19 protein-coding genes and 2 pseudogenes are annotated in these 20,354 nt (G+C 67.8%); 12 read left to right on the top strand and 9 right to left on the bottom strand.

Annotated features, from left to right (window positions below; genetic code table 11):
* Positions 1-32: 32 nt before the first annotated feature.
* The 5 genes from ABZT93_RS34205 to ABZT93_RS34185 all read left to right on the top strand — a co-directional run bounded on the left by ABZT93_RS34205 (position 33) and on the right by ABZT93_RS34185 (position 5,963).
* Entirely contained in the window at positions 33-791 is a 759-nt protein-coding gene (locus ABZT93_RS34205) for an FHA domain-containing protein (RefSeq protein WP_356112014.1), read from the top strand.
* 1,045 nt (positions 792-1,836) lie between these two features.
* Positions 1,837-2,058, top strand: coding sequence for a type II toxin-antitoxin system VapB family antitoxin (locus ABZT93_RS34200; RefSeq protein WP_356112013.1), 222 nt, complete (start codon positions 1,837-1,839; stop codon positions 2,056-2,058).
* Positions 2,055-2,465, top strand: a complete 411-nt coding sequence (locus tag ABZT93_RS34195) for a PIN domain-containing protein (RefSeq protein ID WP_356112012.1) — start codon at positions 2,055-2,057, stop codon at positions 2,463-2,465. Before ABZT93_RS34200 ends, ABZT93_RS34195 begins: the two co-directional genes overlap by 4 nt.
* Positions 2,466-3,294: 829 nt before the next feature.
* Positions 3,295-5,217 carry an AAA family ATPase gene (locus ABZT93_RS34190; RefSeq protein ID WP_356112010.1) on the top strand — a complete coding sequence of 641 codons (1,923 nt, stop codon included), beginning with the start codon at positions 3,295-3,297 and terminating at the stop codon, positions 5,215-5,217.
* 89 nt (positions 5,218-5,306) lie between these two features.
* Positions 5,307-5,963, top strand: a complete 657-nt coding sequence (locus tag ABZT93_RS34185; RefSeq protein ID WP_356112008.1) for a maleylpyruvate isomerase N-terminal domain-containing protein — start codon at positions 5,307-5,309, stop codon at positions 5,961-5,963.
* Between the two features lie 47 nt (positions 5,964-6,010).
* Here the strand turns inward: ABZT93_RS34185 and ABZT93_RS34180 are convergent, their stop codons facing one another.
* The 7 genes from ABZT93_RS34180 to ABZT93_RS34150 all read right to left on the bottom strand — a co-directional run bounded on the left by ABZT93_RS34180 (position 6,011) and on the right by ABZT93_RS34150 (position 13,302).
* Entirely contained in the window at positions 6,011-7,132 is a 1,122-nt protein-coding gene (locus ABZT93_RS34180; RefSeq protein ID WP_356112006.1) for an IS630 family transposase, read from the bottom strand.
* Between the two features lie 605 nt (positions 7,133-7,737).
* Complete coding sequence (locus ABZT93_RS34175; RefSeq protein ID WP_356112076.1) at positions 7,738-8,976, bottom strand: PP2C family protein-serine/threonine phosphatase; 1,239 nt, start codon at positions 8,974-8,976, stop codon at positions 7,738-7,740.
* Positions 8,977-9,314: 338 nt separating this feature from the next.
* Positions 9,315-9,626, bottom strand: a complete 312-nt coding sequence (locus ABZT93_RS34170) for an SCO5918 family protein (RefSeq protein ID WP_356112004.1) — start codon at positions 9,624-9,626, stop codon at positions 9,315-9,317.
* 53 nt (positions 9,627-9,679) lie between these two features.
* Positions 9,680-10,084, bottom strand: coding sequence for a CBS domain-containing protein (locus ABZT93_RS34165; RefSeq protein ID WP_356112002.1), 405 nt, complete (start codon positions 10,082-10,084; stop codon positions 9,680-9,682).
* Positions 10,085-10,136: 52 nt separating this feature from the next.
* Complete coding sequence (locus tag ABZT93_RS34160; RefSeq protein WP_356112000.1) at positions 10,137-11,648, bottom strand: DEAD/DEAH box helicase; 1,512 nt, start codon at positions 11,646-11,648, stop codon at positions 10,137-10,139.
* A 322-nt stretch (positions 11,649-11,970) separates the two neighbouring features.
* Positions 11,971-12,174 (bottom strand): cold-shock protein, encoded by a 204-nt coding sequence (locus ABZT93_RS34155; RefSeq protein ID WP_356111998.1) that lies wholly within the window; start codon positions 12,172-12,174, stop codon positions 11,971-11,973.
* A gap of 474 nt (positions 12,175-12,648) precedes the next feature.
* A complete protein-coding gene (locus ABZT93_RS34150; protein ID WP_356111996.1) occupies positions 12,649-13,302 on the bottom strand; it encodes a hemolysin III family protein in 654 nt (217 codons plus the stop codon).
* A gap of 393 nt (positions 13,303-13,695) precedes the next feature.
* Between ABZT93_RS34150 and ABZT93_RS34145 the strand changes: the two genes are divergently transcribed.
* Both ABZT93_RS34145 and ABZT93_RS34140 read left to right on the top strand, forming a co-directional pair.
* The gene (locus tag ABZT93_RS34145; RefSeq protein WP_356111994.1) at positions 13,696-14,256 is read left to right on the top strand and encodes a hypothetical protein; all 561 of its coding nucleotides are present in this window, start codon (positions 13,696-13,698) and stop codon (positions 14,254-14,256) included.
* Between the two features lie 394 nt (positions 14,257-14,650).
* Positions 14,651-14,794, top strand: coding sequence for a hypothetical protein (locus ABZT93_RS34140; RefSeq protein ID WP_356111992.1), 144 nt, complete (start codon positions 14,651-14,653; stop codon positions 14,792-14,794).
* Positions 14,795-14,848: 54 nt separating this feature from the next.
* On the opposite strand, the gene ABZT93_RS34135 is transcribed toward ABZT93_RS34140, so the two are convergent.
* Together ABZT93_RS34135 and ABZT93_RS34130 are read right to left on the bottom strand one after the other, a co-directional pair.
* Complete coding sequence (locus ABZT93_RS34135; RefSeq protein ID WP_356111990.1) at positions 14,849-15,184, bottom strand: MerR family transcriptional regulator; 336 nt, start codon at positions 15,182-15,184, stop codon at positions 14,849-14,851.
* Between the two features lie 1,011 nt (positions 15,185-16,195).
* Positions 16,196-16,522, bottom strand: a complete 327-nt coding sequence (locus ABZT93_RS34130) for a helix-turn-helix domain-containing protein (RefSeq protein ID WP_356111988.1) — start codon at positions 16,520-16,522, stop codon at positions 16,196-16,198.
* A gap of 482 nt (positions 16,523-17,004) precedes the next feature.
* Between ABZT93_RS34130 and ABZT93_RS34125 the strand changes: the two genes are divergently transcribed.
* The 5 genes and pseudogenes from ABZT93_RS34125 to ABZT93_RS34105 all read left to right on the top strand — a co-directional run bounded on the left by ABZT93_RS34125 (position 17,005) and on the right by ABZT93_RS34105 (position 20,067).
* Complete coding sequence (locus ABZT93_RS34125; RefSeq protein WP_356111986.1) at positions 17,005-17,262, top strand: helix-turn-helix transcriptional regulator; 258 nt, start codon at positions 17,005-17,007, stop codon at positions 17,260-17,262.
* Between the two features lie 141 nt (positions 17,263-17,403).
* Positions 17,404-17,616: pseudogene (locus ABZT93_RS34120) on the top strand (helix-turn-helix domain-containing protein).
* Positions 17,616-18,771: pseudogene (locus ABZT93_RS34115) on the top strand (site-specific integrase). The pseudogenes ABZT93_RS34120 and ABZT93_RS34115 overlap by 1 nt, the downstream one beginning before the upstream one ends.
* A 232-nt stretch (positions 18,772-19,003) precedes the next feature.
* The gene (locus ABZT93_RS34110) at positions 19,004-19,627 is read left to right on the top strand and encodes a DUF433 domain-containing protein (protein ID WP_356111984.1); all 624 of its coding nucleotides are present in this window, start codon (positions 19,004-19,006) and stop codon (positions 19,625-19,627) included.
* On the top strand, positions 19,627-20,067 hold the full coding sequence (locus ABZT93_RS34105) for a DUF5615 family PIN-like protein (RefSeq protein ID WP_356111983.1): 441 nt from the start codon (positions 19,627-19,629) through the stop codon (positions 20,065-20,067). Before ABZT93_RS34110 ends, ABZT93_RS34105 begins: the two co-directional genes overlap by 1 nt.
* The last annotated feature ends 287 nt before the right edge of the window (positions 20,068-20,354 follow it).

The raw sequence follows: 20,354 nt of genomic DNA, 5'->3' as shown, positions 1-20,354 counted from the left end.
TGGGAACTCCCCACGGCACAGGCGCCAGGCGGTTGCCCGCAACCCATGGGAGCCTCGCCCGTGGCGCGTCCGCACCGCTGCCCGGCACCGTCTTCGCGCTCGCGCTGACCGGCGGCATGACGTTGGGGCCGGGGGAGGGCCGCGAGGTCCTGTTCGGCCGCAACCGCCCCGAGGTCCATGTCTGCCTCGGGGAGGACGACCCGCAGGTCAGTCGCCACCAGGGCACGCTCGCGCACCGGGACGGCCGCTGGTGGGTGAGCAACTCCGGGCGGCTGCCGATCCGTTGTGCCGGGGCCCGGCTGCTGTTCCGGGACGAGGAGTCACTGCCGCTCGACACCGGCTACACCCCGCTGTTCGTCGGCGGTTCCCACGGGCGCGAGCACCTGCTGGAGGTCTTCGTCACCGGCCCCGAGGGCGACCGGCCGTCCCCGCGGCACGAGGACGTCACCCGCCCGCCCCGGGTATGGGCGCTCACCGAACACGAGAAGCTCGCCCTCGTCGTCCTCGGCCGGCGCTACCTGCTGCACGAACCCCGGCCACAGCCGCTGACCTGGCGGCAGACCGCCGCCGAACTCGCCGAGGTGCAGCCCGGTGCCGGCTGGACGGACAAGCGCGTCGAGCACCTGGTCAACGGCGTGCGCACCAAGCTGTCCCGCGACGGGGTGCCCTGGCTGACCCGCGAGGAGCTCGGCGAGCCGGTGGGCAACGCGCTCAACGACCACCTGATCCGGGCCCTGCTGGCGTCGACCACGCTCGTACCGATGGACCTGGCACTGATCGACGCCGCCTGACGCCGTCACCATGGCCGTCGGCGGAAGTACGTGGTGCCTCGACGGCCGTAGAGCAGGGGCCACACCGACGCCGGTCAGGACCGTCGCCATGATGTCCAACACGGCGTACTCCCGCCCGTAGGGGTACTCCAGGTCCATGAAGCCCTGCACCCGGGACCCCAGGACGACGAGGAGCCAGACGGCAGCGGCCGTGCCGGAGATCCTGGCTGTCCAGCGGCCGCGACGGACGCGTACGGCGGACCAGATGTAGACGCAGAGGATCGCAGCGGTCCCCTGCCGTTCGGCCAGGTCGTCGCTCCCGCTGACCGGCACCCAGAGCATCGCGGACGTGATCAACAGCCAGAACGCCACGGTGATCACCCGGGGCCTGCGGGCGTCCACCTCCACCTCTTCCTCCTGGTGCTCCTCGGGCTCCTCGGGCTCCTCGGGCAGGAGTTCCGCCGCCCCCGGTTCATTCGGCGAGCCGGTCACGGGCGTACCTCCCCTGTACGCCGGTGGGCCGCGACGACCTTTCCTCCACCCGATACGGAGGTGATGTCGGCCGGCGTGAGGATCACGTCGTCCGACCGAGCAGGTCGTTGTGAGGGCGGAAGTCGTCCATGCCACCCGAGCAGGTACTGCCGCGGGAGTCGACGAGCGCCGTGACCTTGCCGGATGTGTGTGCCGTCGGCATCGCTTTGCCGGGCGGAATGTAGGCAGGACAGCAGGTCGGTCGGCGTGCCGCGAGAGGCGAAGTCCGCGATCCGATCCGCACTCCCGCGACGTCTGCGGCGCCGCCGCGCCGCCGCGCCACACGCCGACACCGGTGCGGCGACCAGGGCCACGACGGCCGGGAACGCCCCCGAGCGTGCTCGCCCCATGAACTTCCCCCTTCACGAGCCTGTCGGGCAATGCCTACCGGCACAGCGTCGGGAGGGGTCCCGGAACGGCCTCGGGAAGCTGGGGTGCGGGCCGGACTCCTCCCTCCCGCCGACTTTCGGGTACGGGGCGAATGTTGGTGACGTATTCTTCTATGTACATCACCAACATTCGCGCGAGGTGCCGCATGTCCGTGACCCAGATCGACATCGATGAGGACGCCTTGGAACGCGCCATGGCTCTGGCCGGGGTCAGGACGAAGAAGGAGGCGGTCAATCTCGCTCTGCGCTTCTACGCCGAGCAGCAGGAGCGGGCGGCACGCATCAGCCGTCACTTCGAACGTGCGCGTGAGTGGGGTGCCGTCGAGGACGCCGAGCGCCTGCACCAGGCGGAGAAGCACAGCCGGTGATCTACTTGCTCGACACGTCCGGTCTGGTCCGACTGCTCCGTGATCCGAAACTGCAATCGGCCTGGTACGACGCGATCGATGCCGGGGCCATCGCCTCCTGCTATGTGCAACGCGCCGAGTTTCTCCACAGCGCCCGGAACGGACGCGAGTACGACGAGATCGTGGAGATGTTCACCGACCTCTACCCCGACGTGTCGGTGCCGAAGAACGCGGGGCGCTGGATGGGCGCGGTGCAACACCGTATGGCCCGGGCTGGGGAGCATCGCAGTGCCTCGGCTGTGGACCTTGTCATCGCTGCCACCGCGGCCCATCACGGTCTGGCCGTCCTCCATGACGATGCCGACTACCGCGCTGTTGCCCGGCACGCATCCGACCTGACCGAGCACAACATCCGCGACGTGGCCTGAGGCGGATTGTCGCCCGACGGATTGCGGATGGGGACGTTCTGCGAACACCTGGCCGTTGTTCCGTGCCGGGTGACCAGCGGCGTGACATCACCAGCGGCCTTGATCGCTGCCGCTCCGGCCGGCACGGGTTACGGCTCACTACTGGGCCGGCGCCACCGCCCCGGACACGGCCCCCATGGCGCACTGCCGGGAGGTGGCCGAACAGGTCGTCTGCCGGATCATCCGGTCACGGGAGACTGCAGACCGTCAGCGGCGGCAACCACCGTCGATTCAAAGCTCTTCTGAAGCCAGGCGTGGGAACAGCAGGCTGAGGGCTCAGGTTCGTGAACGCTTCCAGTGCCACGAAATCCCAGGCCAGCGGCGCGAGGTGGAAAAGCCTTGAGCAATGCATAAACCCCAGGCCGCTGACCTGGGGTTTCAATCTGGAGCGGGTGACGAGAATCGAACTCGCGCTCTCAGCTTGGGAAGCGACGGCGCTCGCGCAGCTCCATGCCTTCTGACCTGCGTAGATGCATCGCGGCGTGGTTGCTGCGAGAGCCTGGTGATGCCGCTGTTGACCGTAGTTGTCCGCCCTTAAGGGCACGCTATGGGCACGACGCTCCGCGGCGGGCGGATGTTGCGCTGATGTGGCCTTCTTTCTGCCCGAGGTCTGTCAAGGCGTAGGTCGGCCGCACGGGGCCATTGCTACCGCATATGGATGGCAGCGTCCGAATCCGAGGAATCACTCATCTCGGTAATTCGGCTGATTGGGCGTCAGTGGCGCTGCTAGCGTCCACAAACGTCACACGGGGAGTCAAATGCCCCGCCCGCCCCAAACGCCAGGATAACCGTGAAGATCAAGCGCGTTCGCATCGAGAACTTCTGCTGTCTGCACAAGGTGGACGTGACCTTCGAGGACATCACCTCTTTCATCGGGCCGACGGGGGTCGGCAAGTCCACCGTGCTGCGTGCGCTCGACTGGTTCTTCAATGGCGAGAAGGGTGTCGCCCTCAGCGACGACGACATTCACTCGGCGGCCGAGGACGGCCGTATCTCCGTGGAGGTGGAGTTCGACGGACTCACCGAGCACGATCGCCAGACTCTTGGGCGGTATGCGCCCGACGGTGCCGCGAGCGTGAGTATCTGGCGGACCTGGCAGAACGGTGAGGACAAGATCACGGGCAAGGCTCTCGCGTACGGGCCGTTCGAGGAGGTGCGCAAGAACGAGAAAGCCATGGAACTGCGGCGTGCCTACGACCAGTTGAGAGAGAGCGACCCGAGCCTGGGGTTGTCGGCCGCCGGGACCAAGGACAAGGTCCTGGAGACGATGCGCACGTGGGAGTTGGCCAATCGCGACCGTCTCACCGAGGCAGAGGTCGAGGACACGCACTTCTTCGGCTTCGCCGGGCAGAGCCGGCTCGCCCAGCTGATGGACTTCGTGTTCGTCTCCGCTGATCTGCGGGCGTACGAGGAGGCCGACGATCAGAAGGCGACTGCGCTCGGCCGCATCCTCGACCACGCTGTGGACCGCTCACAGGCCAACGAGCAGCTCGGCGAGATTGAGGAGAACGCGCATCTGGCCCGGCAGGAAGTGCACAGCAAGGTGTACGGCCCTGTGCTGGACGAGGTGTCGGCCGCGCTTTCGGCGGAGGTCGCCAAGTTCACCACCGGACGCGAGGTGGTCGTGACTCCCACGGTGCAGGCTCCGAGGCCCGCTCGAACAACCTTCCAGGTGAGCATCCGGGACGGTGCTGCTCATACGTCGGTGCACCGGCAAGGGCACGGCTTCCAGCGCGCTCTGATCATCGCGGCGCTGAAGTACCTGGCCGACCGCAGGCGTTCGGCCGACGGCATGCGGACGTTGTGCCTGGCGATCGAGGAGCCCGAGCTTTTCCAGCACCCTCCTCAGGCGCGGACTTTCGCAAAGGTGCTCCGGGAGCTGGTCGCCACCTCATCGCAGGGGCGTACTCAGGTCATGTACGCCACCCACAACCCGGTCTTCATCGATCCGAAGGGCTACCACCAGATTCGGCGCCTGTGTCGTGCTGCCGGTGAGGAGCATCCCGCCACCGAAGTGTGGCAGGCCACGGAGGAGGACCTGTGCAGGGCCTTGGACGGGTTCGTCGACAAGAAGGTGATCAGGAGCAGGACCGAGGGCACGCTGGGCGGTGCGCTGGCGGAGGGCTTCTTCGCCCATGCCGTGGTGCTGGTCGAGGGGCGCGGGGACGAGGGAGTGATCACCGGTTGCGCGGACCGGTCGGGGATCAACCTCGGCGCTGAGGGCATCAGCGTCATCGAGGTCCACGGTAAGGACAACCTCATGATCTCCGACGCACTCTTCAGCGCCTTGGGGGTGCCCTGCTACGTCGTGTTCGACGGCGACGCCGGCATGGAGGAGCGCAAACGGGCGTCGGTGCAACACCTCATCCCGCAGCAGCGGCAGGACAAGGAGCAGGAGTTCGAGCGCCAGGCACGGAACAACCGGACCAAGAACGCTAATCTGCTGCAGTACCTGGGTGCGACGCCCAATCCCCAGCCTGCCGACGACTCGACCGGCCGTTACACCGTATTCGAGGACACCCTGGAGACCCACCTCGACCAGCACTGGCCGACCTGGGAGGAGCGCAGGCAGGAAGTAGTTCGTGCCGGCGAGGGCGTCGACGGGAAGAACGCGGCGACATACCTGGAGACGACCCGAACGGTTGCTACGGAGCCACCATTCTTGTTCCACGCCTTGCTGGAGAACGTCCGGTCGCTGACCGGGCGACGGTAGCTAGTGCTGTGACCGCATAGGTTCGCCGGGTTGCGCGGCCCTGATCAAAAGGAGGGTTTGACTCCTTCTGATCAAGATACGGTCCTGCCATGTCCCGATCAGCCGAGATTGGCCCCTCCTCGTCCCCTGTCACCGCAGACGACCTCGACCTTGCCGTGCAGCTCGCTTTGGCAGTCCTTCGCAAAGCGCCCCCAGCCGCGTGGGACGGAAAGGCTGGTTCGCTGGAATGGGACCGCTGGGAGACCGTCGAGCACCTCAGCGACGACCTCTTCGCCTACGCCGCGCAACTGGGCCCCAGAACACCGCCCATGGATAGCGAAGTGCCCTTCGTGTGGGAGAGCCGGCGGCCCGGCGGCCCTGCGAACGCCATTCACGCCGACCGTAAGGCGGGGCCCGTCGGCCTGTTGCAGGTGCTGGAAGCGAGCGGCGCGCTGCTGGTCGCCATGGTGCGCACGACGCCCCCGCAGGTTCGCGCCCACCATGTCTTCGGCATCTCGGATCCCGAGGGCTTCGCTGCGATGGGGCTCGTGGAGACATTGGTGCACACACACGACCTGGCTCAAGGGCTCGGACTTGACTGGAACCCACCCGCCGATCTGTGCTCGCGGGTGCTCGCCCGGCTGTTTCCGAATACCCCAGGGGCCACGGACTCCTGGCCCACCCTGCTGTGGGCCACCGGACGCGCCGAACTGCCCGGGCGTCCTCGTTTGACCACATGGCGTTGGGACGGCACACCCCGGGCATAGGGCTCCAGGTGTCCTGGCGGAAAGGAGACGTTCGGCGGACTGGATGGTCAGGCCGCTGCTGAAAGCGGCCGACTACCCCAGCGGATGCCCTTCTCGCTGCGGATGCGAGCGCGTTCGTTGCGCTCGGCGGCCAGGACATCGCGGTGACGGGCATTGGCGTTGCGCCAGCGCAGATAGGCATGCAGGGCCCTGGTCTGCACGACGTGATTGGGGTGGTCGGAGTTGGCGATGGTGAACTGCCGCAGCGGTCCGAAATGGGCTTCGATGGGGTTCGCCCACGAGGCGTAGGTCGGGGTGAAGCACAACTCGACCTTGTTCTTCTTCGCCCAGCGGCGGACGTCGGCGCCCATGTGGGCCGACAGGTCGTCCAGAATCACGTAGATCGGTGCGCCGTCGGGCCGGGCGGCGCGGATCGACTTCAGCGCGGCCAGCGTGTTCGCGGCGCCCTTTCTGCGGCGGTTGACGCCCCACAGGGCGTCGTCGCCGACCAAGTAACAGCCGTGGAAGTAGCGCACTCCGTGGGTGCGGTGGTAGGTGGCGGGCAGCCGGTCAGGGTGTTGTTGCCTGGCCCAACCCGAACCTGCCGTGGGTCGGATTCCGAGTGGGCCGAACTCGTCGAACGCGAAGCCCCGGTCCGGGAAGCGGTCGAGCACCTCCTCGATCCGGTCCAGTTTGGTGTCGCGCTCGGGGTCCGGGGATTCTTTCCACGTCTTGGTTCGCTGGAAGGTGACGCCGCGGCGGGCGAGCAGGCAACGTAATGCCTCGCGGCCGATGCGGATGACGCGGCCGTGCACTTTCCGCAGGTAGGCGGCGAGCTTGCGGATGGACCAGCGGGTGAAGGGCTGGCCGAGCTTGACCGGTCGGGTGGTGGCCGTCTGAATGACGAAGTCCTCGTCGTCAGGGCTGAGCAGGCGGGGACGGCCTCCCGCCCACCGAGGGGCCAAGCAGGCCAGGCCGTTCTCGTTGAACCGGTGGATCAAGTCCCGCACCGTGTCCTCGTCGGCCTGCGCCAACGGCGCGATCACCGGAACCCGGTTCCCGCCAGCCGAGGCCAGCAGCATCATCGCCCGCCTGTAGCGCACCGAACTCGTGCTGCCTCGGCGCACGATCTGCTGCAGCTTCTGTCCCTCCAGGTCGGTCAACCTGCGCACACGGACGGGCTCGGCCACCGCGCCTCCAGCGGTTGGAACGGACGTCACCGCACATCCAACCGCTCCGACCATCAACACGGCGAACCTATGCTGTCACAGCACTAGACGGGTCCCTCACGCGGGCTCGCGGTTCTGGGTCAGCTACAGACCCGACGCTGTGGTCGCCTACGGCGACAAGTACGGGGGACAAGAACCAGCTCCTCGTCGTCCACCGCGGCTACGGCAACCGCGCCGCTGGCACCGCCGAAGACGAAGCCCGCCTCGCCGCAGAACAACGCGCATGGGCCGCAGAAACAGCCACATCCTGATCTGAGCCCAGACGATCCGGCGGACAAGGCGCTGGACGCCGCGGAGCATCCCGGTACCCGGCTGTGTTCGCTGTGCGGCGCGGCGGCCGAATAGGACCCCGCACTCAAAGGCTTCGACCGCGGCTTCGCAGGCTGATCTGGAGGGTTCAGGTGGGGTTTGGCGACGCGATCAGCCGGTTGGTCAGCTCTACCGTGGCGGGGTACCACCAGAGGGATCCAGTCGAGGAACGCTTGGTCATACTCGCCTTGCTGACCGGCGTTGCGGTGTCGCACGAAGCCGTTGGTGGTGTGGGGCCCCGCCATGCGGCCCCCGATTCAACGTCCTGCAGTTGTTGGTCCCGTTTCTGACAAGGGTGAGGCGTCGGTGAGGTCGGCGCCGGTGGCGGCGTCTCGCTGGGAGTGGTCGGCGCCGTGCCAGTCCAGGCACATGACGGTCGCGTCGTCTTCCAGATGACCGTGGCTGGCGTCGACGATCGCCCCGATGAGGGTGCGAGCGGCCTCTCGAGGGTGCAGTGCACGGGTGCGGACGATCAGGTCGGACAGGTCCAAACTGTTGGCGTTGCGTTCCAGCATGCCGTCCGTCAGCATCACCAGCCTGTCGCCGGGTTGCAGGTCCAGCGACTGCACGCGGTAGGTGTGCGGGCGTTGGAAGCCGAACGGTAGATCGACCTCGGGAACGATCTGCTGCACTTTCCCGTCCCGCATCCGCAGCGGCCAGGGGTGCCCGGCGTTGATGAAGTGCGCCTCACCGTCGAGCAGACTGATCCGCAGCAACTGACCGGTGACGTAGCCTCCATGGCCGTGCTCGCGCATGGCCTGGTCGGCCTGGCGGGCTTGCTCCTCGAGGCCGGCGCCGGCGCGCCGCGCCCGGCGCAGGGCACCCACCACCAGGGTGGCCAGCAGTGCCGCGGCGACGTCGTGACCCATGGCGTCGGTGACGGAGAGCTGGACGGCGTCCCGGTCGATCACGTAGTCGAAGGTGTCTCCCCCGACGTGCCCGGCCGGCTCCAGCGCCCCGGCCACCGCGAACTGCGCCGCCTCGCACGCCAGCGACACCGGGAGCAGCCGGTGCTGGATCTCCGCGGCCAGGCTCAGCGGGACAGTGCGCCGGCCCCACTGGTAGACGTCGGTGAAGGACCGGTTCGCGATGACGATGTAGGCCAGCGCGTGCGCCGTCTCACCGATCTCCCGCATCGTCTCCGCATCCGGCAACGCCGGCAAAGACAGCTCCAAGACGCCGATGGCGTCCCCGCGATTGGTCACCGGAGCGACGATCCGCACCGGTGCGCCCTCGCCCTTGTCCTCGACACCCGGCCGCTGGCTGCGGATTACCTCGTCATACAGGGTCCCCCGCAGCGGGATGCGCTGGGCCGGCTCAGCGGTCTCGACACTGCCAGCGGCGCCCAGCCGTACGACCGAGCTGCCGTTGAAGTCGGTGATCAGGAACGACACCGACGCCGCCCCCAGGCGCTCCTTGAGCATGCGGGCGACCACGTCGAGCGACTCCACGGGCGCCGCGGCCTCCGCCGCCTCCAACGTCCCCGCCAGCGTCAACGCCCCGTTCGCACGGTTCCCGCCCGACCCCGATGCGGTCACGGCGCCTCCTCACTCCTCGACTCGATGCCGCTCAGGACTCGCGTCCCGGACACACGGGTGCCGGTGCCCAGTCCAGCACCGAACGAGTCATAAGGCACCACGTGTCCCAGCCCGCGCCCGGGTACCCAGCCGCCCGGCCGTCCCCGCTCTCAGACCGTGTGCGGTCAGGTCCAGCCCCGTGCGCCCTGCGCTGCCGTATGTGCCTCATGTGGCTGCCAGAAGGATGGCACTGAAGTGCACGGTGACGGCGGCGAAGCTCACTGCTGCTGCGACGGCGGCTCACGCCTGCCTGTCGGTCAGACTGCCGCTGGAGCCCCGAGCATCATGGAAGCCTTTTGCAACGGGCTGAGAATGCGCTCGGGGGCGGCAGCTCGGGAGAGGTCACGGCAGGTGAAGCCGAGCTGGGTCATGGCCCGCAGGACTTCTCCGGCGCTGAAGTCGCGGCGGTCCTGGCGGGTGACGACCTGCCCGACCTGCTTGACGGGGTAGGTGCGTCGGCCGATGATCACGGACGCCCCGACGGCTTCCTCGGGCTTGACGCCTTTCATCGATTCCAGGACGCCGCTCTTGGTGAGGTCGAAGGGGAAGCGGGCGATGACACAGCGCATGATGCCTCACAGGGAGAAGAACGAGGGGTTGGTTCTGCCGCGGTCGAGGCGGTTCAGCGGGTCAGGGCGAGGACGCCCAGGGCATTGCCGTGCTCGTCGACCACGGGCAGCGCATCGAGGCGGCGGTAGCGCATCGCGTGCTCGGCTTCGGTCATCGTGGTCACGGGTGAGGCGAAGGGCCCCGGGTCGACGAGGATGTCCCGCAGCTGGACCCGGTCCGTGTACACGGTGCTGTCGCGGGCCGCCGTGAGCTGGGCCTGGGTCAGAAGTCCGGTGCACACGCCGTCGTTGTCGCAGACCAGCAGGTGTGCGGTGCGGGCGCTCGCCATGACGGACAGGGCCACCTCGACGGTCATGTCGTCGCAGACCTGCGGTCCGGCGGTCTCCATGGCGTCGGCCACTGTCCGGGGAACGGGGGCGGCGCCCGTCGAGCGGGGCTGCATCTGAACGATCGTCAAGAGGTGCCTCCTGCAGAGGTGGGCCAGTTTCCTGGGCCTGAACACGAAGTTCTTACGCCGCCGCGTTGAAGGAGGACTGCCGGGTCCTGCGCCGGGTGGCCGAGGCGGGGCTGCGTCGGCCGCGTGAGGACGACGTGCTGCGCGGACGTCGCTCGGCGACCGGCGCGGTGATCGTCACGGGGATGCCGGAGGGTGTCTGGGCGCCGGTGATCTGGCTGAGTGCCTCTTCGCCGGAGCGGACCTGGGTGGTCTGGGGCGTGATGCCGGCGGCGGTCATGAGGCGCGTCATGTCGCGGCGCTGGTTGGGGGTGACCAGGGTAACGACGCTGCCGGATTCGCCGGCGCGGGCCGTGCGGCCGCCGCGGTGCAGGTAGTCCTTGTGGTCGGTGGGCGGGTCGACGTTGACGACCAGGTCGAGGTTGTCGACGTGGATGCCGCGGGCGGCGACGTTCGTGGCCACGAGCACGGTGACGTGCCCGGTCTTGAACTGGGTCAGGGTTCGCGTGCGTTGGGGTTGTGACTTGCCGCCGTGCAGGGCGGCGGCCCGCACCCCGCTGTTGAGCAGGTCCTGCGTCAACCGGTCGACGGCGTGCTTGGTGTCCAGGAACATGATCACCCGGCCTTCGCGGGCCGCGATCTCGGTGGTCGTCCGGTGCTTGTCGGCGCCATGGACGTGCAGCACGTGGTGCTCCATCGTGGTGACCGCGCCCGCGGACGGGTCGACGGAGTGGACGACCGGGTCGGTGAGGTAGCGGCGGACCAGCCGGTCGACGTTGCGGTCGAGCGTGGCGGAGAACAGCATCCGCTGGCCCTCGGGGCGAACCTGGTCCAAAAGCGCGGTGACCTGGGGCATGAAGCCCATGTCGGCCATCTGGTCCGCCTCGTCCAGGACGGTGATCGCCACCTGGTTCAGCCGGCAGTCCCCGCGGTCGATGAGGTCCTTCAGCCGGCCCGGCGTGGCCACGACGACCTCGGCTCCAGTGCGCAGCGCGTTGGCCTGCTTGCCGATCGACATTCCTCCGACGACCGTGGCGAGACGCAGCCGCACCGAGCGGGCGTAGGGGGTGAGCGCGTCGGTCACCTGCTGGGCCAGCTCACGCGTCGGCACCAGGACCAGGGCCAGCGGCTGGCGGGGCTCGGCGCGCTGTCCGGCGGTGCGGGCCAGCAGGGCCAGGCCGAAGGCGAGGGTCTTGCCGGAGCCGGTGCGCCCGCGGCCCAGGGCATCACGGCCCGCGAGGGTGTTGGGCAGGGTCGCGCCCTGGATCGGGAACGGGACGCTCACGCCTTGCGCGGTCAGCGCCGTCAGCAATTGCTTGGGCATGTCGAGGTCGGCGAACGCCTCGACCGCGGGCAGCGCGGGAGTGATCGTCTCCGGCAGGGCGAACTCGCCCTGCACCGCCGCGGGCCGCCGTCCATAACCGCCCGAACGGCTCGGAGCCCCGGAACGGCTCGGGGCGGACGAGCCGAATCGGTCGCTCCGCCTCGAACCGGAGCCGGATCCGAAAAAGGAGCCGTCGTTACGGCTGCGGCGGGAAGAACGGTCATTCGTGCGTGCGTAGTTCATCGAGAACCTTCCTTGGTACGGCACGTACCAAGGAATTCCCGCAGCGAAAGAGCAGCGCGGGGAATCACAGGAACGGGCCGAATAAAATGCGAAAGAAAATCTGGAGTGCAGTAAATCTGGCGCGGGGAATCGACGAAATTTCTGACGTCGTGCGGACGTGAAATCCCGGACGCCTACCGGTTGCGCCGTGGGCGAGGCGCGTCCCTGGTCGAAGGGCCGCGGGCGCTTCTCGTCCCCCAGGTCACACCACTGCGGGAAATGTCCGCAGCTGGGGCCCGCACCCCGAGGGATGCGGGCCCCAGCTACGAAGTGCGCGTCAGCGTCAGGCGAGGACGATGTTCTCGGCCGTCGGGCCTTTCTGGCCCGCCGCGATGTTGAAGGTGACCTTCTGGCCTTCGAGCAGCTCGCGGAAGCCCTGGGCGGCGATGTTCGAGAAGTGGGCGAACACGTCGGCGCCCCCACCGTCCTGCTCGATGAAGCCGAAACCCTTGGCCGCGTTGAACCACTTCACAGTGCCTGATGCCATGTCATATCTCCTCTTGGGCAGTACGCCGAAACCCGCGATGCACGGATACCGGGTCGCCGCGATGATGCCCCGTCCGGAAAATGACCGGCCATACGAAGACGCCGCCAGCGGCTGAAAATACCGGCGAAGGCGCTTGAAGTTTTTGGGAACCACAACTGCAACTGAGATCGACAGTAGCATGAAATCGCGGGCAGAGTGCGGTAAATGACTCCGCCCTGCTGATTGCAGCAACAACACTTTCCGTGCGACGCGTCAAACCCTCACCTCGCGGCCATAGATATTGGCCGACCCGAAGCGCAGCGTTTCAGGAACAGCGGTCGCTGTTAAGCGCTCCAAAGAGCGCGTATTCCGGTGGAGATTTCCTGCCCGGCGTGCACCCCGGTGACCCGTGCGCCGGTCTCGCCGCGCATCCGGGCCGCTGGTGAGGCGAGCGAGCGGGCAGGCCGACAGGCCAGCAGGCGTGCAATGTGGCGTTCAGCAGGTCGCCAGGAAAATGGCGATGTAGTGCGCGGCGAAGGCTGCCACGGTCAACGCGTGAAACACCTCGTGGAAGCCGAACCAACGGGGTGAGGGGTCGGGCCGTTGGAGGGCGTAGACGACCGCGCCCGCGCTGTAGAGAAGACCGCCGGCCACGATCAGGGTGGGGACGGCCACCCCGCCGGTGTGCAGGAAGCCGGGCAGGTAGCGCACCGGCGCCCAGCCCAGGGCCAGGTAGCACGGGGTGTACAGCCAGCGCGGGGCTCCGATCCACAGGACCCGGAATGCGATGCCGGCCAACGCCCCCGTCCACACGATCCACAGCAGCACGGATCGCTGGTCCGGCGGGAGAAGGAGTACGGCAAGGGGGGTGCAGGTGCCGGCGATGATCAGGAAGATGTTGGCGTGGTCGAGACGTCGCAGAAGAGCCTCGCCGAGCGGCCCCCAGGTGCCGCGATGGTAGATGGCGCTCGTCGCGAACAGCAGCCAGGCGGTGACTGAGTACACCCCGCAGGCCAAGGCCGCCTGCGGGGTAGGAGCCAGGCAGATGAGTACGACACCCGCGACCAGCGCCGCGGGGACCATCCCGGCATGGAGCCAGCCGCGCAGCCTCGGCTTGATCGGTTCCACCAGATCGGCCGCCCGCTCCACCAGAGCGGCAACCGTGTCAGCGTTCTCTCCCGAGCGGTCGTTTTCTGGTCCGCGGGGCAAACCGGCTTCGCGCTGCTCTCCGCGCTCTGAAGCAATGTGCACACGCTCGACCTCAGCGGTGTCACGCGACATGGCTTCCCGTCCTCCCCCGGACTCCCGGGCGCCCCTGGCAAACATGTGTTCATGCTAGAAGATCCCACAGGACAGCCTTTCGAGAGGCCGGTCCGAAAACCAGGCGCCGCCCCGGCCGGGCGTGGACTCTCTCGCGGCCGGTGGTGCGGCTTCCCGGTCCCGCCAATTGGGCCGCCCTAAGCCGAGTAGAGCCGCCGGTCCTGGGGAACGATCAGGGCTTCCGAACGGGCATCTCCGCTCGCCTACCCGCAAGGATCGCCGATGCTTCCTGAGGTCCGCCCCCACATGTCCGCCCCGCTCGCAAACCAGTTGGAACACCAACTGGGCCTCGCTTCCGACCTCGAAGCACGGCATCTCGATGTGGAGCGCGTCGCCGGCATCGCGATCGTCGCGGCTGCCCACTCCGGCGGCTACGCGTCCATCGGCCATCTCCTCGGGCTGCTGGCCGCGCTCCCTGCCCCCACCGAGGCAGGCGAACACTTCTGGTCGGACCTGTGGAGGTCCTCGGGCACCGCCTACCTGCTACCGGCCAACATCAAGGCCGAGGTGCTGCAAGCCCTGGCGGGCGAAGGAACCACCCTGGCCCGACAGATCCTCTCGGCTGTCGATGAGATGACCCCGCCCCAACGCGTCGCGGCCGGGGAGGTGATCGGTCAAGCGCTCGTCGAGTCCGACCATCTCCCCGACCTCAAGCCACAGGTCATCGGAGAACTGTGGCTCCGCGATCTCGAACTCACCGCCTGGCGCGTCCTGCACGCAGACCGCAGGTCGGACGATCCTGCTGGACGGAAAGCCTTCCTCGAAGCCTGGACGAGCATCTGAACGTCTGCTCCTCCAAACCGCACGACAGCCGCACCGGGCACGCGGCGCCCCAGCCGCCACGCGGCCCGCAGCCCGGCCTCGTATCCCTGCTGCTCCGGCCCGGTGCCCCTGTACCTTCCGAGCCACACCGGTCGCCGGCGACCAGCACGCCGGCGACCAGGACCGCAGCGTCGTCGCTTCCAGTCTCGGCACGGTTGAACGCTCTCAGCCGACGCCGGCATCCAGGGGCTCTCGGCCGGGGTAGAGCCGTCCCCAGCTGCACCTCGGGTCGCGCAGCCATGGCCGCGCGATCCCGATCCTGTCCAGGGCAGGCCCTCTCTCCACCCGCGAGAGGGGCCCACTGTCCGGCCGACAGCACCCTCCGCTTGGGCGACGGCAGCTACCGGACGCGGCCATGTCTCAAGCCGTCCAGCCGATGTACGCCTCCCGCAACATGCGCAAGGCGGAGGTGACCGCCTGGACCAGCAACAGCGCAGCACAGCAGAACGCCCACGCCGAAGACGTTGGCGATGGAGAACTTCCGGACCATGGCAGCTGACGCAGGCCCTGCACGCCCGCCCCCTGTCATCTGAGGTAATGATCACGCACTGCCTCAGGCCGCAGGTGCTTTGGACGCTTCGGCTGCGCGGCGGTATTCGGCGTTGATGCGCTGGGCTTCTTCGAGTTGTTCTTCGAGGATGACGATGCGGCAGGCGGCTTCGATGGGGGTGCCGTGGTCGACGAGTTTGCGGGCGCGGGCGGCGATGCGCAGTTGGTAGCGGGAGTAGCGGCGGTGTCCCCCTGCGGAGCGCAGCGGGGTGATGAGGCGGGCTTCGCCGACGGCGCGCAGGAAGCTCTGGGTGGTGCCGAGCAGCTCGGCGGCCCGGCCCATGGTGTAGGCGGGGTAGTCGTCGTCGTCGAGACGGCCGAAGGAATGGTCTGCTGTCATTGCACCTCTCTGTGGAACGCATGGAGGGGCCCTGGTGCCATCTCGCACCAGGGCCCCGAAGGAACTGCTACACCATCTGCCGGCCCCAGTAATGCGCCGGCCTTCTGTTTCCGCGTGCCCGGCCTGAATGCTGCCGGGGATGCGGGGATCGCGGATGCGTGACCGGAGACCACCTCACTATCGATGTCCTGCGGTACCCGGACCTGCTACTCGTCCGGGCGATCCTGATGGCGCTCGGCTCCTCCGTTCTTCCTCTGATCTATCACTTGCCAAACCGGTACTGCGGTACTGCTGGTGGCCTGGAATGAGCGCCACTCTCCGGCAGCCAGCCCCGTCGCCCGTCCTGCATCTGCTCTGGCTTGGAACCCCACTGCCGAACCTCCCGGTACGCGCGCCCGCAGTCAGACGCCTTTACCGGGGTACCACTCGAAAACTGCACTGCGGGTACTGCGGTCCTGCTCATGGCGGCCCCTGATCACTGCGGGCCACCCGGTCCGGCCATCAGTCCCGTCGCCGTCCTGCAACAACCCTGGCTTCGGAACTCCACCGCCGCACCGTCCTGCGCACTGCTGCCCGGCAGTTCATCTCTGCCGGGCCCTCTTGATCTCGACTACGAGAGAAACCGTAACCGGCCCATCGCCTAATGTCTACTCCAGCCAACACAGATTTTCGTGGGTCCGGCCGCGAGGTAGTCCCCCACGAACGGAACCGCGAACAAGCAGACCCCTGGCCCCCTGCGGCTGGGCAGCCGCTCCGGTCGGCGCACTTGCACCTTGTCGCGGATCGCAACACCTCATACGGCTTCACCCGCGATCTGCGCCGCTAGGCGCGAGCGTCGTCGTCGATCTGCCAGTCGATGGCGGAGATGAGTGGGGCAGAGCTGCTGCTCTTACCGTTCACCTTCGGTTCTCTACAGTTCTGGGGGTCGGATTCCGCACCCCCTCCGGGTCGGAATCCGTATCCCCCGGGGGCCGGATTCCGTTCCCCCGCGGGTCGGAATCCGGCCCCCCTTCAAAGGGGCAACAGGGTCGGATTCCGACCCCCCTCCGCGGCCTGTTCGGCGAGGGACCGGGCAGCAACCGGGAGGTGGTAGTACGTCTCCCCCCTGGGCCCCTTGCGATCGGGGAGCTGTACCAGCTCGCCGTCGGCGATCAGCTTGGCCAGCGCGTCGCGTACGGCGGTGCGGGAGGCGTTGGCGCGTTTCATGAGGGTGGGCACGGACGCGTACGCGACGCAGTGCCGGTCGCGGCACCGGTCGGCGATCAGGGCGAGGACCATGCGGGCGGTGCCCTTGCTGTCGCTGTGGTCCCACACCCATTCGCGGGCGTCGTAGCTCATCGGGTGGCGGCTCCTGGGTCGGGGCATGGAGGTGTGGTCGGCCCTTGTCGGGCGATGCACAGGGAGGGGGTTGCACACAGCCCCGGTCCGAAGGTGCGGGGAGGGCTGGTGGCGTCGTATAGCCAAGACAGCCACATCCATGCCACACAAGTCCAGCATTCCGCCGAGAAATCAGACAGCCGACGGCGAACGCTTACTGCGGGCAAGGCATCGCCAAAATAATAAACCCGAATCGGCCGTTGCCGAAATAATGCCCCGTCAGGCGAAGCCAGGAGGATCACATCGGTAGACCGTTGACTTCCGTCGCGGCGCCAAGCTACAACACAACACCCCACGTCAGAGCATGCTGTTGGGTCGGCGAAGGTAACACCCACGGATGCCCGGACCCTCGCCCGGAGGTAACTCCCGCCCGTCCGCCGGGCGCAACATAGTCGACGATCGCCGGTTAACCAAACCGGCGAATGGAAGCTACAAATGGAGCTATGGCAGCACGATCCCTGGAAATCGGACCGGCCGGAATACGGACCGCCCGCACCATCGAAATCCTCCGCACCGAACGCGGCCTCGCCCAGCGCGAGCTCGCCGCCCGTGTCACCGCCCTCGGCCGTCCGATGACCAACACAATGCTGTCCCGCATCGAACGCGCCCAACGCCGCTGCGACATCGACGACCTCGTCGCCCTCGCCCGCGCCCTACGGGTCTCGCCCCTGGCCCTCCTCCAGGGGATCCGCACCGCGTAGTCCGGGCGCCGCCTGCCGAACGTCCGGCCACGCCGAACCGCCCCCGAGTAAAGGACCCAACGCCCTTGCGCCGAACCGCAATACCCCCTGTCTTCCTCCGCTCCCAGCGCACCACCCGCACCACGCAGGAGGTGCCCGCGAGTGCCTGACCGCCTCCTGACCGTGGCCGAGGCCGGCGAAATGCTCGGGACGGGCGAGCGCTTCGTTCGCCGCCTGATCGCCGAGCGCCGCATCCGTTAGGTGAAGCTCGGCCGCCCGGTCCGCGTCCCCGAGAGCGCGATCGCCGAGTACGTCGAGGCGCGCACCGTCGAGCCGGTTCGCCGTAGCCGTACCCGCTACGGGAGGGCGGCCTGATGGCGGCACGCAAGCCACAGCGGCGGCGCGAGTTCGGCACCGTACGCAAGTTCGCCTCCGGCCGATGGCAGTCCCGGTACCTCGGACCGGACGGCCAGCGGCACAAGGCGCCGGGAGACGTTCGAGACCAGGTCCGACGCCCAGGACTGGCTCAACCTCGTCCGTGCGGACATCGAGCGCGACGTATGGCGTGATCCGGACGCCGGCGCGGTCAACTTCGAGAAGTACGCACTGCGTTGGATGGAGGAACGCGGCCTCGCCCCCACCACGCTCGACCGTTATGACGGTCTGCTGCGCCTCCATATTCTGCCGACGTTCGGAGGCAAGGACCTGGACGAGATCACCCCGCCCTCCGTCCGGACCTGGCGGGCCGAGCGGCTGAGGCGACCGGCGCCACCACGGTCGCCAAGGCGTACCGCCTGCTGAAGGCCATCCTTCAGACCGCGGTCGATGACGACCTGCTCCGCAGCACCCCGTGCCGCATCAAGGGCGCCGGCAAGGAGGAGGCCGACGAGCGGCCCACCGCCACCATCGAGCAGGTCTTCGACCTCGCTGATGCCATGGGTCCGCGCTGGCGCCTGATGGTCCTGCTCGGTGCCTTCGCCTCCCTCCGCCCGGAGGAACTGGCCGAACTGCGCCGCCACAGTGTCGATCTCGACGAATGCTCCCTGCGCGTCAGCCAGGCTTCACCGGAGCTGACCAACGGCAGGCGGGTCACCGGCGACCCCAAGACCCGCGCGGGCAAGCGCACCGTCTACCTGCCTGACTTCGTGCTCCCTGAGCTGCGCCGCCACCTTCAGTGGTTCGCCGAGAAGGAGCGCGATGGCCTCCTCTTCGTCGGGGAGAAGGGCGCTCCCTTCCGCCGTTCGACCTTCGGCCGCAAGTGGCGCAGGGCTCGGACGAAGGTCGGCATGCCCGCCAACTTCCGTTTCTACGACCTCCGCCACACCGGCAACACCCTGGCCGCCGACACCGGCGCCAAGCTGAAGGACCTCCATGGTCCGCGCAGGCCAGTCCTCGGAGCGGGCCCAGCTGATCTATCAGCACTCGACGGCGAAGCATCAGCGGAGATTGGCGCAGGGGATCGACGATGAGGTACGCGCAAGGCTCCGCGAAACCCCGTCAGGCGGGCAGCGAGGCGCTTGCGAGGCATGAGCCGCTCCGGCTCTCGTTCGGGGGTCGGCCTTTCGGCTGGCCCCCGAGCGGCCATGAGCCATCAGCGTGCCACCTGGGTCAACGCCCATCGGTCTGTCTCGGCAGTCCTGTGCCGACGTCGGTCCTGCCTCCTCGTACGTCCGGTAGCGTCCTGAGGCGAAGAACTGGGATGCTGGCGGGTAGAAAGATCTCGCAGAACTGGAGGGGGTAGACCGTGGCGTACTCGACTCGTATGGCTGCAGCTCTCTCCGGGGCCACCACCGGGCAACTGCGCTCATGGCGGCAAGATCGGGGCCATGGCCCCATCCTGCGCCCGGAGCTTGCGGCCAAGCCGGCTCTCTACTCCTTCCGAGACGTGCTGGCGCTACGCGCGTTTGCGATCCTTCGGCAAGACGTATCGCTGCAGAAGATCCGCAAAGCTCTGGCCACACTGAAGCGATTCGGTGAGGTCGAGCACCTCTCCAGCTACTCCCTGGTTGCTGAGGGTGACTCGATCGTCCTTGTGGGCGACAACAGTGACGACCACGCAACGGACCTCGTCAAACACCCCGGGCAGCGGGTCATCGCGACCATGGCTGACATCCTCCAGGAGTTCGCGCCCCGCGCCGGCGTTGTGGTCCCACACCTTCTGCGGCCCAAGCAACACGTCAGTGTGGACCCGGACACGCAGGGGGGGCAGCCGGTGATCACCGGCACTCGCGTCCCGTTCGACGCTGTCGCAGAGCTGGTGGAGGACGGCATCCCCCCTGAGAAGATCGCCGACTACTACCCCGGCGTGACAGCAGAGGCCGCCCGCGATGCGGTCTCCTTCGCCCTGTACGTGGACAGCTACAGCCCAGGACCACGCGCTGCCTGATGCGAATCCTCATCGACGAGAACGTCCCGGTGCAGATGCTGGAGATGCTCAGGCGGCTGCTGCCTGGGCACGAAGTACGCCACGTCAGCGAGATCAAGTGGACTGGGAAGAAGGATCTCGCCCTCCTTCCGGACGCGGCGAAGAGAGGCTTCGAGGCATTCCTTACCAAAGACGGGCGTCAGCTGGAGGATCCATCGGAGACAGCCGCCATCAAAAAATCCGGCATGCATCACATTCGGTTCAGTCACGGCCACAAGGGCATGGCGGGCCTCGGACTGGCCATGGGGGCAGTGATCGCCGCAATGCCTCTGATTGTCCGTGAACTCGACACGGCGGAAGGCCAACAGCTCATTCATATCAAAGGGCTGAACCCCGGCAGCAAGCAGCGGTTCGATTCGGTTGACCCCGTCAAGGAACCGCCTCGCTACTGGCCGCGGTAGGGCACGTCCAGCGACGTAGCTCGAACGCTCCTGCAGGCAGCCTCCCATTGGGCAGCGCAGCCCGTGAGACCGCCAAGAACTCGCTCTTTGCGATTGAGACTTGAACGCCATTTGCGCGCCCTGTGACCCAGGTCACGGAAAATGCGTCTCGTCATTTGAGACACTCTGGCGCCGATGGGGGTGGCCAGGAACTGGGAGGCCCTCTGGTCGGCGGCGCAGCCGCGACTTAGGGCACACAGGGGGCACGACACCCCAAAATTGGACTAGACAACAAACAAACCCCAGGC

The organism is Streptomyces sp. NPDC005303, from assembly GCF_040607335.1.
Classification (GTDB): domain Bacteria; phylum Actinomycetota; class Actinomycetes; order Streptomycetales; family Streptomycetaceae; genus Streptomyces.
Note: the sequence above shows the minus strand (reverse complement) of the source record. Positions and strands in the feature narration are given on the sequence as shown.

Coding starts and splice junctions, on each gene's coding strand:
- ABZT93_RS34155 (WP_356111998.1), bottom strand. CDS start 12,174: ATGGCATCAGGCACTGTGAAGTGGTTCAACGCGGCCAAGGGTTTCGGC.
- ABZT93_RS34130 (WP_356111988.1), bottom strand. CDS start 16,522: ATGAGCTACGACGCCCGCGAATGGGTGTGGGACCACAGCGACAGCAAG.
- ABZT93_RS34200 (WP_356112013.1), top strand. CDS start 1,837: ATGTCCGTGACCCAGATCGACATCGATGAGGACGCCTTGGAACGCGCC.
- ABZT93_RS34140 (WP_356111992.1), top strand. CDS start 14,651: ATGTCTCAAGCCGTCCAGCCGATGTACGCCTCCCGCAACATGCGCAAG.
- ABZT93_RS34135 (WP_356111990.1), bottom strand. CDS start 15,184: ATGACAGCAGACCATTCCTTCGGCCGTCTCGACGACGACGACTACCCC.
- ABZT93_RS34170 (WP_356112004.1), bottom strand. CDS start 9,626: ATGCGCTGTGTCATCGCCCGCTTCCCCTTCGACCTCACCAAGAGCGGC.
- ABZT93_RS34160 (WP_356112000.1), bottom strand. CDS start 11,648: ATGAACTACGCACGCACGAATGACCGTTCTTCCCGCCGCAGCCGTAAC.
- ABZT93_RS34145 (WP_356111994.1), top strand. CDS start 13,696: ATGCTTCCTGAGGTCCGCCCCCACATGTCCGCCCCGCTCGCAAACCAG.
- ABZT93_RS34185 (WP_356112008.1), top strand. CDS start 5,307: ATGTCCCGATCAGCCGAGATTGGCCCCTCCTCGTCCCCTGTCACCGCA.
- ABZT93_RS34110 (WP_356111984.1), top strand. CDS start 19,004: ATGGCTGCAGCTCTCTCCGGGGCCACCACCGGGCAACTGCGCTCATGG.
- ABZT93_RS34125 (WP_356111986.1), top strand. CDS start 17,005: ATGGCAGCACGATCCCTGGAAATCGGACCGGCCGGAATACGGACCGCC.
- ABZT93_RS34105 (WP_356111983.1), top strand. CDS start 19,627: ATGCGAATCCTCATCGACGAGAACGTCCCGGTGCAGATGCTGGAGATG.